Annotated in this window: 12 protein-coding genes; 7 read left to right on the top strand and 5 right to left on the bottom strand. The window is 71.3% G+C overall.

Annotated features, from left to right (window positions below; all coding sequences use genetic code 11):
• Positions 1–40: 40 nt before the first annotated feature.
• Together ABZY45_RS16925 and ABZY45_RS16920 are read left to right on the top strand one after the other, a co-directional pair.
• A complete protein-coding gene (locus tag ABZY45_RS16925; RefSeq protein WP_356740648.1) occupies positions 41–1,558 on the top strand; it encodes a cytochrome P450 in 1,518 nt (505 codons plus the stop codon).
• An 85-nt stretch (positions 1,559–1,643) separates the two neighbouring features.
• A complete protein-coding gene (locus tag ABZY45_RS16920) occupies positions 1,644–2,987 on the top strand; it encodes a 6-phospho-beta-glucosidase (RefSeq protein ID WP_356740646.1) in 1,344 nt (447 codons plus the stop codon).
• Positions 2,988–3,090: 103 nt separating this feature from the next.
• On the opposite strand, the gene ABZY45_RS16915 is transcribed toward ABZY45_RS16920, so the two are convergent.
• The 3 genes from ABZY45_RS16915 to ABZY45_RS16905 all read right to left on the bottom strand — a co-directional run bounded on the left by ABZY45_RS16915 (position 3,091) and on the right by ABZY45_RS16905 (position 7,730).
• The gene (locus tag ABZY45_RS16915) at positions 3,091–6,729 is read right to left on the bottom strand and encodes a DUF4132 domain-containing protein (protein WP_356740644.1); all 3,639 of its coding nucleotides are present in this window, start codon (positions 6,727–6,729) and stop codon (positions 3,091–3,093) included.
• A gap of 108 nt (positions 6,730–6,837) precedes the next feature.
• Positions 6,838–7,278: a hypothetical protein gene (locus tag ABZY45_RS16910; protein WP_356740642.1), complete on the bottom strand. Its 441-nt coding sequence runs from the start codon at positions 7,276–7,278 to the stop codon at positions 6,838–6,840.
• On the bottom strand, positions 7,272–7,730 hold the full coding sequence (locus tag ABZY45_RS16905) for an ATP-binding protein (protein ID WP_356740640.1): 459 nt from the start codon (positions 7,728–7,730) through the stop codon (positions 7,272–7,274). The genes ABZY45_RS16910 and ABZY45_RS16905 overlap by 7 nt, the downstream gene beginning before the upstream one ends.
• A gap of 205 nt (positions 7,731–7,935) precedes the next feature.
• Here ABZY45_RS16905 and ABZY45_RS16900 point away from each other — a divergent pair, with 205 nt between their 5' ends.
• From ABZY45_RS16900 to ABZY45_RS16880, 5 genes are all read left to right on the top strand, one after another.
• Complete coding sequence (locus ABZY45_RS16900; protein WP_356740638.1) at positions 7,936–8,796, top strand: helix-turn-helix transcriptional regulator; 861 nt, start codon at positions 7,936–7,938, stop codon at positions 8,794–8,796.
• Positions 8,796–9,032 (top strand): DUF397 domain-containing protein, encoded by a 237-nt coding sequence (locus ABZY45_RS16895; protein ID WP_014049581.1) that lies wholly within the window; start codon positions 8,796–8,798, stop codon positions 9,030–9,032. Before ABZY45_RS16900 ends, ABZY45_RS16895 begins: the two co-directional genes overlap by 1 nt.
• Before the next feature lie 62 nt (positions 9,033–9,094).
• Positions 9,095–9,904: an SAM-dependent methyltransferase gene (locus tag ABZY45_RS16890; protein WP_356740636.1), complete on the top strand. Its 810-nt coding sequence runs from the start codon at positions 9,095–9,097 to the stop codon at positions 9,902–9,904.
• A gap of 92 nt (positions 9,905–9,996) precedes the next feature.
• Positions 9,997–10,443 (top strand): YchJ family metal-binding protein, encoded by a 447-nt coding sequence (locus tag ABZY45_RS16885; protein ID WP_356740634.1) that lies wholly within the window; start codon positions 9,997–9,999, stop codon positions 10,441–10,443.
• 43 nt (positions 10,444–10,486) lie between these two features.
• Entirely contained in the window at positions 10,487–11,071 is a 585-nt protein-coding gene (locus tag ABZY45_RS16880) for a GNAT family protein (protein ID WP_356740632.1), read from the top strand.
• 167 nt (positions 11,072–11,238) lie between these two features.
• Here the strand turns inward: ABZY45_RS16880 and ABZY45_RS16875 are convergent, their stop codons facing one another.
• Positions 11,239–13,311, bottom strand: a complete 2,073-nt coding sequence (locus ABZY45_RS16875) for an MDR family MFS transporter (protein WP_356740630.1) — start codon at positions 13,309–13,311, stop codon at positions 11,239–11,241.
• Positions 13,312–13,403: 92 nt separating this feature from the next.
• Complete coding sequence (locus tag ABZY45_RS16870; protein ID WP_356740628.1) at positions 13,404–14,240, bottom strand: hypothetical protein; 837 nt, start codon at positions 14,238–14,240, stop codon at positions 13,404–13,406.
• Between the last annotated feature and the right edge of the window lie 52 nt (positions 14,241–14,292).

Genomic DNA, 14,292 nt, shown 5'->3' with positions numbered 1-14,292 from the left:
CTCCGCCCGCATTTCGGAACGCCATATTCCTGGAGCCATTGTGACCACCCCTTTCCAGCACGAACCCGGATCGGCCACCGGTCCGGTCCCGCCCCCGCAATGCCCCGCGCACGCCACGGGCACGGGCCCCGGCGGCCTGCGCCGCCTCTACGGCCCCGAGGCCGAGGCCGACCCCGCGGGCCTGTACGAGAAGCTGCGCGCCGAACACGGAACGGTCGCGCCCGTCCTGATGCACGGTGACGTCCCCGCCTGGCTGGTGCTCGGGCACAGCGAGAACCTCCACATGACCCGTACGCCCTCGCAGTTCTCCCGCGACTCGCGCCGCTGGCGTGCGCTGCAGGAGGGCACCGTGGCCCCTGACCACCCGCTCGCCCCGGTCTTCACCTGGCAGCCGGTGTGCTCCTTCGCCGAGGGCGCCACCCACGAACGGCTGCGCGGCGCGGTCACCGACAGCATGGCGCGGATCGACACCCGGGGCGTACGCCGCCACATCAACCGGTACAGCAACCGGCTCGTCAACGACTTCTGCCAGGAGGGCCGGGCCGACCTGGTCAGCCAGTTCGCCGAGCGGCTCCCGATGATGGTGATGTGCGCGATCATCGGCATGCCCGAGGAGTACAACGACCGGCTGGTGCAGGCCGCCCGCGACATGACACGGGGCTCGGAGACCGCCGTCGCGAGCAACGCCTACGTGATCGGTGCGCTGGACCGGCTGGTCCAGCGGCGCCGGGCCGTGCCGGGTGAGGACTTCGCGACCTGGCTGGTCGAGCACCCCGCCGGTCTCACCGACAAGGAGGTCAGCGAGCACCTGCGGGTGGTGCTGATCGTCGCCTACGAGACCACCACCAACCTGATCGCCAACGTGCTGCGCATGGTGCTCACGGACCCCCGGTTCCGTGCGCGGCTCAGCGGCGGGCACATGACCGTGCCCGAGGCGGTGGAGCAGACCCTGTGGGACGAGCCGCCGTTCACCTCGATCCTCGGCCGCTGGGCGGTGGGCGACACCGAGCTCGGCGGACAGCAGATCAAGGCGGGTGACGCCCTCATCGTCGGCATCGCACCGGCCAACACCGACCCGGTCGTGCGGCCCGACCTCAGCGCCAGCATGGAGGGCAACCGCGCGCACATGGCGTTCAGCAGCGGTCCTCACGAGTGCCCCGGCCAGGACATCGGCCGCGCCATCGCGGACGTCGGCGTCGACGCCCTGCTGATGCGCCTGCCCGACCTGGAACTCAGCGTGGACGAGAGCCGTTTGCGCTGGGTCGGGAACTTCGTGTCACGGCACCTGGTGGAACTGCCGGCGAGCTTCGCCCCGAGCCCGGAGCAGGAGATCGACGCCGAACCGCTCCCCGCGGTCTCCCGGGCCCGGTCACAGGCCGACTGGGAGGTCGCCTCGCCCTCTCCCACCCTGCCCCCGCCCTCCACGGCGGCACCGGCCGAACCCGCCCCCGCAGCCGGCCCCTCCGCTGCACCCGGCAGCCCCGCCGTGCTCCCGGCGCAGCGGAGCGGGCCGCCGAAACTGTGGCAGGCCGTGGTGCGCTGGTGGAACGGCCACTGACACCGGCCGTCGCGATCGCCGTGCCCGGTGCCCCGGCCGTTCGGGTCCCGGGCACCGGGCCGCGTGCCCCGTACCATCGAGCAGCGTGAAGCTGACAATTCTTGGTGGTGGCGGATTCCGGGTCCCTCTCGTGTACGGGGCGCTCCTCGGTGATCACGCCGAGGGCCGCGTCTCGCGGGTGACCCTGAACGACACGGACGCGGCCCGGCTCACCGCCGTCGCCCGGGTCCTCGCCGAACAGGCCGAGGGCATCGCCGACGCGCCGGCCGTCGTCGTCGCCGACGATCTCGACGAGGCGCTGAGGGGGGCTGACTTCGTCTTCTCCGCCATCCGTGTCGGAGGACTCGAAGGCCGGGCCGCCGACGAACGCGTCGCCCTCGACGAAGGAGTCCTGGGCCAGGAGACGGTCGGTGCCGGCGGCATCGCCTACGGGCTGCGCACGGTGCCCGTCGCCACCGACCTCGCCCGTCGCATCGCCGCGCTCGCGCCCGACGCCTGGGTCATCAACTTCACCAACCCGGCGGGGCTGGTCACCGAGGCGATGTCCCGGTACCTCGGCGACCGTGTCATCGGCATCTGCGACTCGCCGGTGGGGCTCGGCCGCCGGATCGCCCGGGTCCTCGGCGCGGACCCTGACCGGGTGTGGATCGACTACGTCGGGCTCAACCACCTCGGCTGGGTGCGCGGGCTGCACGTCGAGGGCCGCGACCAACTCCCGCGCCTCCTCGCCGACCCCGAGCTGCTCGGCTCCTTCGAGGAGGGCAGGCTCTTCGGCCCGGAGTGGCTGCGCTCGCTCGGCGCGATCCCCAACGAGTACCTGCACTACTACTACTTCAACCGGGAAGCCGTCCGCGCCTATCAGGACGCCGAGCAGACCCGTGGCGCCTTCCTGCGCGAGCAGCAGGAGGGTTTCTACGCCCGGATGAAGGACCCCGAGGCGCCGCCGCTCGCCACCTGGGACCGTACGCGCGCCGAACGCGAGGCCACGTACATGGCGGAGAACAGGGACGTGGCCGGAGCGGGCGAGCGCGAGGAGAGCGATCTGGACTCCGGCGGCTACGAGCAGGTGGCCCTCGCCCTCATGCGTGCCGTCGCCCGTGACGAGCGCACCTCGCTGATCCTCAACGTCCGTAACAGGGGCACCCTTTCGGTGCTGGACGCCGACGCCGTCATCGAGGTGCCGTGCATGGTGGACGCGAGCGGTGCCCACCCCCTCACCGTTGACCCCCTGCCGTACCACGCGGTCGGCCTCGTCACTGCGGTGAAGGCCGTGGAACGGGCGGTGCTCGAAGCGGCGGAGGGCGGCTCGCGAGCGGCGGCCGTACGCGCCTTCGCCCTGCACCCGCTCGTCGACTCCGTGTCCGTGGCCCGCCGGCTGGTCGACGGCTACACCGAGGTCCACCCCGGGCTCGCCTATCTCGCACAGTGACGGGGCCAGTCGCTCCCAGGTCGCGACGAGCGCCGCCGGATCACGGACCAGGAGGGAGTCTGCCCCGCCGCGGGCAGTGCGCCGTCCAGGACGGCATCCCCGCTCATGCGGCGGCGCTCTCGGTGAGTTCGGCCAGATCACCGAGCAGCTCGGACACGACGACCGGATCCAGCCCGGAGAAGCGCAGGGGATAGCTGTGCCTTCCCGGCCAGTGATCGCCAGGACTGCCGGCGAGCCAGACGGTTTCCAGGGTCTGCTCGGGGAACATGTCCACCACGCCGACGGCGATGCCGCTGTTCAACGCGATCACCAGGTATCCCGCCTCGCCGAGCCGCTTGGAGATCCAGCGCTCCACCCCGGCGTCCTGGGGTGCCCCGCGCTCCCATCCCCGCCGCTGCAGCCCGAGCACCTTGCCCGTCGGGACCTTGAGCCCCTCGAACCGGTGGAGCCGGTAGCCGTCGGCCTCCTCCGGCGGCAGCGTCTCCACCGCACGGCCCAGCTGCGGGAACGGCTGGAGGATCTCGTAGTCCGCGAACACCTCCGACCAGCCGCCGAGCGAGTCTCCCAGGTGCAGCGGATGCGCCAGGTACACGGTGGCGTCGCCGGAGGGGACGAAGAGGTCGTCCCGCACATCCGCGAACCTACGGTCCTCCGCGACCCGGAACGCCGTACGCACCCCGTCCGTCTCGCTCAGCCAGACCAGGCGGCGCACCAGGTGCCGGAGCAGCGGATGCGTCACGAACAGGTCATGGAACTCCTGGGCCGTCCACGAGCGCCCCGCGACCATCGCGGCCTCCAGCCTCCGCACCTGGTCGGACGCGATCGTGCGTACGTCCTTCTTCAGCGCCATGAAGCGCTTGCGCTCGGCCGGAGCCAGCTCCGCGTCGTCCTTGGCGCCCGGCACCGGCAGGTCCTTGCGGCGCTTGCCGTCACCGTCCAGGACGAACGGCCGCAGCTTCTCGTCGAATCCGACCGTGAACGAGCGCGTGCCGTAGTCGACGACCGTCGAACCGTCCGCGTCCAGACCGAAGTCCGGGACCAGCCGGTCGGACAGCTGCTCCCCGGAGAGACCCAGACCGGCGGCGACCTCGGAGATCTTCTCCTGGGCGCGCGCCTTCAAGGCCTTGAACTTCACCCGCTGGGCGATGCCGTGCAGATGCAGGAGCGCGGCATCGGTGCCGATCGCCGCCAGCACGTCAAGGCCCTCGACGGCCCTGTGGTGCGCGGCCTCTCCCGGCCAGGCCCGGATCACCGGAGTGAGCCGGCGGACCGTCACGTCGTTCCCGAGCAGTCCCAGCGCGTGCAGCGCCCAGGCCTCCCTGGCCGGCTGGTCCGCCAGCCGCCACTGTTCGAACAGAGCCCACCCGAACTCGGCGAGCGAGTCCGCCTCCGCCGCTTCGACGAGCGCCGTGACCCCGGGATACGGCTCGCCCGGCTTCGACAGCGCGAGCATCGTCACGGCATGGCGCACCGAATCCTCAGGCAGGGCGCCGCCCGCCCGTGCCGCGATCTGCGGCAGCAGTGTGGGCTGGGCCCATCCGGGCAGCTGCGGCATCGTCGAGGGCAGGGCCCGCTCCAGCGGATCGACGGCCAGCAGCTCACCGATCGCCTCCACCACCCGCGCGCCGTAGGGCTCGGCCGCCTTCCGCACCACCTGGTCCCCGTGCAGCGCCGCGATCAGGAGGAGAGCCTGCTCGGCAGCCCGGCGTGCGGTTCCGGCCTTGCCCACGGCGTCGGGAACCAGGAGCGGCGCGGCAGCTTCCCCGTGGCGGCGGAACCAGGAGCGCGCGGTCGTCGCTGCGGACTTCAGCCGCACCGCCCAGTTCGCCATGTGCCGTGCGACGGCCACGTCGACGAACGGCAGGAACAGTGGCGCGAGCGAGGCCGGCTGACGGGGCACGGCCCGCAGCAGCAACGGCAGGGCGTCGAGGCCGAAACGCGCGGCGATCGGCTTGAGGGTGTCCAGGCCGTCGTACAGGTCGGTCGGGTCCCAGGCGGCGAGCGCCTCGGCCACCCACTCGTCCGGCGCGTGGACGTACACCCAGGCCCACTGGATGGACGATCCGGTCAGACCGCTGCGCAGCCCGGCGATGTCCTGCTCCCAGTCGCCGCTGCCCTTACTGCCCGTGTACCAGCTGGAGCACGCCGCCCATGCGTCCCGCTCCCCGGGAAGCCAGTCCAGCGAAGGCGTGTACCGCGCCGTCAGTCCCGCCACGACAGCAGGTGGGACCGTCGTACGCGGCCGGCTCCACGGCGGGGCCGTCAGGACGGCCGGCAGGGCACTCGCGTCGGTGTCCGGCATCTGGTCCACCGGGTTGAGCAGCGGATCGACGACCGCCACGACGTCGTCGTCGAGGGTCGGCAGCAAGGACGTCACAAGGGCGCGGTGACCACCGATGTGGCCCAGCAGCAGCCGGCGCGTGTCCTGTGCCGCCTTCCCGTCCTTGTCCCGCAACTCGGCGGCGAGCAGACGCAACGCGCGCACCGGATAGCGCCTCATCGCGTCGAGAAGGGCGGCGCGGGTGTGTTTGGAGTCCGCGTGGCCGATCAGCAGTCGCATCGCCTCGTCCGTCGGGATCTCGGCCAGGGCTGCTGCGGCCGTCTTGGCCCTGTCCGCGTACTGGTGGGGCCCGAGGCCTCTGGCCAGCAGCGGGGCGACGGCCGTGCCGATCCCGTCCGCCACCGTCCCGATCAGCGCGAGACTGTGATGGATGGCCGGACCGGCGGTGACCGTCTCCAGCTGGCCGGGGGAGTGGAGCGAGCAGAGGAGCATCACGCTCAGGGTGTGATCCCTGATGCCCACCACAGCGGGATCCGCGCAGAGTTCGTCGACCCATGCGGTCTCGCTCGGCACCAGATACGAGACGACGACCTTCCGCTGCGCGTTGCTGCGGCACTCGGCGAGTGCCGCGACCGCCGCGCGGTAGGTGTCCTCGTCCGCCGCGGCGATCAGAGCCCTGATCCGGTCGGCCGCCGGACCGCGCGGATCCGAGCCGTGGTAGCGGTACGTGGGGCGGGGCGAGACGAGTGCTTCCAGATAGGGGTCGTGGCGTGTGTGCCCCGACTGGATCCAGTGCGCCTCGATAAGGAACAACTCCACCACGGCGCGCGCGGCGAACGGCAGCCCGTGGCGCGCGGTCCACAGGTCCGCCCACCCGGATCCCGGCTGGGTGGTGGCCACGACCGACGCCGTCACAGCCGCGCCGAGCGGCGAGGGGACACCGTCCAGATGGGCGCGCGCCGCCGCGACGAGCGCGTCGTCGCTCGCAGGCGCGTCCAGGAACTCCTGGATCCAGTCCGCCTCCTCGGCGACCCGGCTGTCCAGCGCGTCCAGCACCTGCCTGCGTGCCTTGCCCGGCGCGCGCGGCGTGCCACCGCGCCGGGGATGGAGCGCCCGCTGCCAGGCGACGGGCATCACGAACGTGTCCTCGTCCGCCGGCGCCGCGGCGCCGCCGGACGTGACGGCGGGGGCAGGGCCGGGAGCAGCCGGCGAGGAGGCCGCGGGAGCCGGAAGGGCGGCAGGCGCCGGTCCGGAGGCCCCCACCTCGCGGTACCCCTTGCGCTCCTTCTCGGTGATGGTCTTCTGGACCTGGGCCGCGGCGGCCTCCGCCGACACGTACTCCTTCGTCTGTGTCCGTCCGTCGCTCCCGCACCGCCCGTACCGCACGGTGACCACGGCGCCGTCCGCGCCGGTCTCCCAGAACTTCGACGCACTGCCCTCTACGAACTCCCAGCGGCGCACAGGCCTGCCCCCTTCACACGGCCCCGCTCCGCCGCGGGTTTGTGGATCAGTGGTCCCAGGCTAGGTCCGGCCACTGACAACGCCCCCCGGAGGGCCCGCCGCGAGGGGTCAGGGGGCGGGGACGGCCCTGGGGCGTCCGGACGGGTCCCAGGACGGCGTGTGGCCGGTCACCTGACACACCATGAGGAAGAGCGGGATGGGCGGCGTGTAGGGAGTACGGCTGTCCGGCGTGTGGATCAGCCGGGGACGCCCGGCGGGGACGTACGCACCGGCGGCGTACGAAGCCTGCTCGGGCCAGTCCAGGTCGAGGTCCGAACCGGAGGGGACGATCCACCACCACCGGTCCGCGTCGGCGAACACGCATCCGGCGCGCGGCAGATGCGACATCAGGCGGAAGCCGTAGCGCGCGGGTACCCCCACCGCGTCGCAGCCCAGGCTCGCGGACAGCGCGGGCGGCAGTGACAGCCGGACGCGGCTTCCGGCGCCGTCCTCCTCCCCGGCGCGGGTACGACGCGCGCCGAGCAGCTGGGACAGGGCGTTCCTCAGCACGGGCGCTCCGTGCCGTACGGCAGTTCCGCCCAGACGATGCGTCCCGAGGAGTTCCCCGAGTCGACGGACCCCCAGGCGGTGCTCATGGAGTCGACGAGCAGCAGCCCGCGGCCGTGCTCGCCGTCGGCCGTGAGGGACAGCCGTGGGCCGCCGGGCTGATGGCCCTGGTCCTGTACGGATATGCGCAGTCGCTCCTCGTCGCACCGGAGCTCGCAGACGACCCTGGTGCTCATCGTGTGCACGACCGCGTTGGTGACCAGCTCCGAGACGATCAGAACCGCCGCGTCGTGTGCGTCGCCGGACAGCCGCCACTCCGCCAGCCGCGATCGCGTGAGACGCCGGGCACCGGCAACCGACTCGGGATGCGCCGGCAGTGCGAAGCAGTGTCGGAGCGCTTCCGTCCCGGGGCTGAGGTCCATGAGCCGGGGGATGAGCGCACTGCCAGGTGCCACGACCGATTCCTCACAGTGGGGGCTGTGTCACGCTTCGCACCGCCCCGGAACGGGTGGGCGCGATCACGCGAACTTGGTTCGGACACCAACTCTCCCCCTGACATGAACACTTGGCAAGAGGCACTCTGAAAAATTCAGAGTGACTGTGTCCACCGGGCCACGCGCATGGCACACTGCTCGCACACAGCGCATCGGGAGGTCTGAAGTGAGCGAACCGCGGTCCGCCCCGACCGTGGGCCAGGTCGTTCTCGGCAAGCGCCTGCAGGATCTGCGGGAGCGCGTCGGCCTGAGCCGCGACCAGGCGGCGAAGGTGCTCCGTGTAGCCCCCGGGACCATACGCCGCATGGAGACCGCCGAGGTCGGGCTGAAGATCCCCTACGTCCAGCTCCTCCTGAAGGCCTACGGCATCAGTGACGACGAGACCGACGCCTTCGTCGAACTCGCCGAGGAGGCCAACAAGCCCGGCTGGTGGCAGCGCTTCCACGACGTGCTGCCGGACTGGTTCAGCATGTACGTCAGTCTGGAGGGCGCGGCGAGCCTCCTGCGTATGTACGAACCGCACTTCGTCCCGGGCCTGTTGCAGACCGAGGACTACGCGCGCTCCGTCATGCGTACCGGTGCCGTCGGGCAGACCAGACCCGAGGACATCGAGCGCCACGTCGCGCTGCGGATGGAGCGTCAGTCGCTGCTCACCAAGGCGGAGGCGCCGAAGCTCTGGGTGGTGATGGACGAGACCGTCCTGCGTCGTCCGGTCGGCAGCACCGAGGTCATGCGGGAGCAGATCGGGCGTCTGCTCGAAGCCACCGAGATGCCCCACGTGACCCTCCAGATCGCGGAGTTCTCGACCGGCCACCATCCAGGCACGTACGGCCCGTTCGTCCTCTTCCGCTTCGCGGTCCCCGAACTCCCGGACATGGTCTACAGCGAGTACCTGACGGGCGCCGTCTATTTCGACGCGCGCCCCGAGGTGGCTTCCTACCTCGAGGTCATGGACCGGATGGCGGCTCAGGCCGCCACTGCACAACGCACGAAGGAAATCCTCAGGGACTTCCGCAAGGAGCTGTGATGAACCACATATACAACGGCATGCCGGCCGCCGATCTCGGCACCGAAGGCTGGTACAAGCCGTGGAGCGGTGGTAACGGGGGCAACTGCATCGAGGCCATGAAGCTCGCGGACGGCAGGGTGGCGGTACGCCAGTCCGCGGACCCCGACGGCCCCGCGCTCATCTACTCCAACGGCGAGATCGCCGCCTTCATCCAGGGCGCCAAGGCCGGCCAGGCCGACTTCCTGCTGACCTGACACACTGTCACCCTTTCTGCTCCACACGCTGTTCGCCGAAACCACGACCAACGGAGTGCGCTATGACCGGGCAGGACCCCCAAGCCGTCGAGATCGACACCAGCAAGCCGCATCCGGCCCGGATGTACGACTGGTTCCTCGGCGGCAAGGACAACTACCCGGTCGACGAGCAGATGGCCGAGCAGCTGCTCGCGCTGGACTCCAGGGGCAGGGACATGGCCCGGGTCAACAGGGCCTTCATGCACCGGGCCACCCGATGGCTCGCCGAGAACGGCGTACGCCAGTTCCTCGACATCGGATCGGGCATACCCACCGAGCCGAACCTCCACCAGATCGCCCAGCGCACCGCTCCTGACGCGCGCGTCGTCTACTGCGACAACGACCCGATCGTGCTCGCGCACGCGGCAGCCCTCCTGCGCTCCACCCCGGAGGGCGCGACCGAGTACATCCAGGCGGACGCCCGGCAGCCCGACGCCATCCTCGAGGCCGCGGGCAAGATCCTCGACTTCGACAGGCCCATCGCCCTGTCCCTCCTCGCGCTGCTCCACTTCGTGGACGACGAGGACGGCGCGGCGGAGCTCGTGGACCGGCTCGTGGAGCGCCTGCCCTCCGGCAGCTATCTGGTCCTCTCCCACACCACGGGAGACTTCGACCCCGAGGGTGCCGCCGAGGCCCGTGCCCTGTACAAGGCGCGGGGGATGACGCTGCGGCCTCGCTCGCGCGCCGAGCTCACCGCGTTCTTCCACGGCCTCGAGATCGTCGAGCCGGGAGTCTCCCTCTCCGCGGACTGGCGTCCGGAGCTCGGCGAGGTCATCGACGTATCCGGCGACGACCCCATCCCCGGCTACGCGGGAGTGGCCCGCAAGCGCTGACCTCCGCCCCGGCGCCACCCGCAGCGATGCGGAGCCGCGTCCGCCCGGCCCCGGCCCGCCGAGCGGTCCGGGGCGAGGGTCACAATGGACGCATGTCACGACGTACCTCACGCTCGAGCAGGCCGGCCACCGTCCCGGAGAATTCCCCGCGGATCACCCCGGCCTCCCCGTGTCCGTGCGGGCTCCCCGCCGCCTACGGGGACTGCTGCGGCCGATTCCACGCCGGCACCGCAGCCCCGACGTGCGAGGCGCTGATGCGTTCGCGGTACTCGGCCTTCGTCGTCCGGGACGCCGGCTATCTGCTGCGTACCTGGCACCCGGAGACCCGGCCGCCGTCCGTCGACTTCGACCCCGCGATGCGCTGGACGGGCCTGGAGATCCTGGAGGCCACGGAGGGCAGTGCCTTCCACACCACCGGCACGGTCACCTTCCGCGCGCACTACAGCGACGACGGCCGGCCCGACGCGCTCCACGAGAAGAGCCGGTTCGTCCGCCACGACGGAGCCTGGGTCTACGCGACGGCGATCTTCGTCGACTGAAATCCCTTGCGCGGGCCTGCCGCCGGTTCCTACGATCCGCCGCATGAGTGAGGACACGGCGGAGCCGGCAACCGAACGGAACCGCTGCTGGCGGGGGCGCGGCATCGGCCTCACGCCGCTGGAGATCGAGGACGCCGGACTCCTGCACCGCTGGCGCTCCGACGCCGTGGCGGCACACGAGACCGGCGTCTGGCCCGGTTCGCTGTACGAGCTGCGTGAGCGTGTCGAGCGCGACCTCGACGACAACTCACGCGACGACTTCCTGGTCCTGCTGCCCGACGGCACGCCGATCGGCCTCATCGCCCTGCACGACCAGCAGCTGGCCGAGGGCACCGCGGAGGCGTATCTGCTGCTGGCACCGGAGCACCGAGGGCAGGGGCACGGCCTCGCCGCCCTCGAAGCCCTCACCGACCTGGCCTTCGGTGAGCTGCCGATGCAGCGGGTCGAGGCGTTCACCCACACCGACAACGTCGCGGCCCTCTCCGTCCTGGCCGCAGCGGGCTTCGTGCAGGAGGGCGTCCGCCGTTCGTCCTGCCTCCACCGGGGCCGCCGCTACGACAACGCCGTGCTGTCCCTGCTCCGGCCCGAGTGGGAGGCGCTGACCCGCGCCCGGTCGTGGGAGCTCTGATCCGCGCCCTGGCGTGGGGCAGGCGCTGAACCGGGGCCGGTGGTGCCGCTCCTGCGGCCTGCGCCCGGGGTACCGCCACCGACCCCCGCCGGGGTGCCGCCTCCGGCCTGCGCCCGGCCGTGGGAGCTCCGGCCCTGGACCCGTCGTGGGAGCTCCGGGCCGGAGCCTCAGACCGCGGCGACCGCACGCTCCGGCGGGGCCAGCTGCTGTGCCAGGTCCTCCGCGAGCAGCCGCTTGGCGATCACGTCGACCGCTGCCCGCAGCTGCCGGTCGTCGGGCCGGGCTCCGTCCTCGGCCAGTCGTTCGTTGAGCCAGCGCCCCCACGCGGCCGAGATGGTCGCCGCCTCCCGCGCGCCGGCGGGGGTATGGGTGAAGAGGCGGCCGTCCCCGGTGAGGTAGCCCTCCTCGATCATCCGGTCGAACACCGGCACCAGCACCTCCGGCGGGATCCGGTGCCTGGCGGCGATCAGCCTGAGTCCCGCGTGGCCGACCATCCGTGTGAAGAGGTCGACCTGCATCACGGCCCAGGCGCCCGCCACGTCGAGGCGGGTGTCGGACCTGGCCACGATCTGCCGCGCGGTATCGGGGCCGGCCTCGTGGAGGATCCTCGCCACGGACGATTCGAGCACCTTCGTCGCGTCCCCGGTACTGGGCTGGGCGAAGCCATCGCCCATGTCGGTGGAGCCCGCCCGTGCGCTGTCGCGCAGTCTCACCTGCTTCAGGAAGAGCGAGACGACGAAGCCCAGCAAGGCCACCGGGACCGTCCAGAGGAACACGGTGTGCAAGGTGTCCGCATAGGCCTGCGCCAGCGGAGCGGTCTGCTCCGGAGGCAGGGCGTGCACCGCCTGCGGACTCTGCGCGGCCCGCGCGAGCGACGCCGGATCGCCGCCCGCCCGTGCTGCCTGCTCCACCCCCTGCGTCAGATTGGGCCGCAGCGCGTTGGCGTAGATCGTGCCGAACACGGCGGTGCCGAACGAGCTGCCGAGCGTACGGAAGAACGTGACGCCCGATGTCGCGGTGCCCAGGTCCGCGTAGTCCACCGTGTTCTGCACGGCGATCGTCAGCACCTGCATGGACAGGCCGATGCCGATGCCGAGCACCAGCATGTACAGAGACTCCAGCCACACCCCGCTGCCCGGACCCATCCGGGACAGGAGAAAAAGCCCGGCCGCCATCACGAGCGAACCGACGACCGGGAAGAACCGGTAGTGGCCGGTCTTGCTGACGACGTTGCCGCTGAAGATGGAGGCGGCCAGCAGTCCCACGACCAGAGGCAGGGTCCGTACACCGGACAGGGTGGCCGAGTCGCCGTCGACGTACTGCAGATAGGTCGGCAGGTAGATCATCGCGCCGAGCATGGCGAAACCCACGATGAAACTCAGGACGGAGCAGACAGCGAACACCGGATTGCGGAACAGCCGCATCGGCAGCATCGGCTCCTTCGCCCGTGTCTCCACGAGGCAGAAGAGCGCCAGGGCGATCACGCCGCCCACGAAGAGGCCGAGGATGACCGGCGAGCCCCAGGCGTACTCGTTGCCGCCCCAGCTCGTGCCGAGGATCAGCGCGCTCGCGCCGGCCGCGACCAGGGCGATGCCCAGGTAGTCGATGACCGGCCGGCCGGCCGCCCGCACGGACGGGATGGTGCGGGCGGCGGCGATGACCACGACGATCGCGATCGGCACGTTGACGTAGAAGGCCCAGCGCCAGGTCAGATGGTCGGTGAACAGGCCGCCCAGCAGGGGACCGACGACCGTGGCGACACCGAAGACCGCGCCGATCGCCCCCTGGTACTTGCCCCGGTCGCGCAGGGGGATGACGTCGGCGATCAGCGCCATGGAGGTGACCATGAGTCCGCCCGCGCCGATGCCCTGGACACCCCGCCAGATGATCAACAGCAGCATGTTCGACGCGAGACCGCACAGGAACGAGCCGGTGATGAAGATGACCGCCGAGATCTGGAAGATCAACTTCCTGCCGAAGAGGTCACCGAACTTGCCGACCAGCACCGTCGCGACGGTCTCCGCCAGCAGATAGGCCGTCACGACCCAGGACATGTGCTCCGCGCCGCCCAGGTCCGAGACGATCGTGGGCAGCGCCGTCCCCACGATCGTCTGGTCCAGTGCTGCCAGCAGGATCCCCAGCACGATCGTGACGAACACGATGTTCCGGCGTCGGGGGTCGAGGACGGGCGGCGCTGCGGCACTCTGCGCGGCGGGGGCGGTCTCGCTGGCAGTCGTCACCCTCGCACCGTCACATCCGGCCCCGTCCCACGCATCCGGGGGGCGGCCGGAAGGGTCAGGCGGGCGGCTCCCCGCACAAGGTCCCCGTCCGCTCAGGCCAGGAGTCCCCGCACGGAGTCCTTCATCCGGGCCACGAACGCGTCACGGGTCTCTTCGGGGACGCGGTCCAGCGACAGATACGGATTGAGGTCCTCCAGTTCGACGAGGAGCAGCTCGCCCTCCTGCGTCCGGCAGGCGTCCACCCGCTGGATGCCGTGCGAGAGGGTGTTCCACCCCACGAAGCGGCGGGCGAACTCCAGATCCCCGGTGCTCGGCGCGTACGGTTCGAGGACCCATCGCTGATCCGGGTGGGGCGCGTTCAGGGCGTACTGGAAGTCCTGGTCGACGAAGTAGAAGGACACCTCGTAGCGGAAGTCGATGCGCGGCTGGACGAGCAGCGTGCCGTCCGGCGCCCCCTGGAGGTCCGGCTGCTTCGTGAATCGCAGGCCCACGGAGTCCGCGCCGAGTTTCGGCTTGACCACGTAGGCGTCCGCCCGGGGAAGCAGCCCGAGGTCCTGCGCGCGGTCCACCGTGGGTATCACAGGGAACCCGGCCCGGCTCAGATCGACCAGGTACTGCTTGCCCGCCATGTCCGCGCGGCCGTCGAGCGTGTTGTAGACCCGGGCCCCCGCCTCCCGCGCCCGCACCCGGAACGCGTCGTACGCCTCCTGGTGGTGCAGCACCGGACCGCTGTTGCGTACGACCACCGCGTCGAACCCTTCCAGAAGAGCCGCGGCGTCCCGGGGGTGACAGAGCGCGACGTCGAAGGCCTCGCGCAGCCGGGACGTCAGGAAGATGTCCTCGTCGCAGTAGCGCCGGCCGCGCGCCTCGTAGGCGAGATCCGTGACGAAGAGGACGGAGGGGCGGGGGCCACCGGATGCGGCGTTCAAGAATGCTCCCAGGGGGTTCGGTATCGGTCCGACGGTCAATAGCCTTGCTGGT

The sequence above is a fragment of the Streptomyces sp. NPDC006516 genome (assembly GCF_040611875.1).
Lineage (GTDB): Bacteria > Actinomycetota > Actinomycetes > Streptomycetales > Streptomycetaceae > Streptomyces.
The sequence above is the reverse complement of the archived record's forward strand: the minus strand, read 5'-3'. Positions and strand labels throughout refer to the sequence as shown.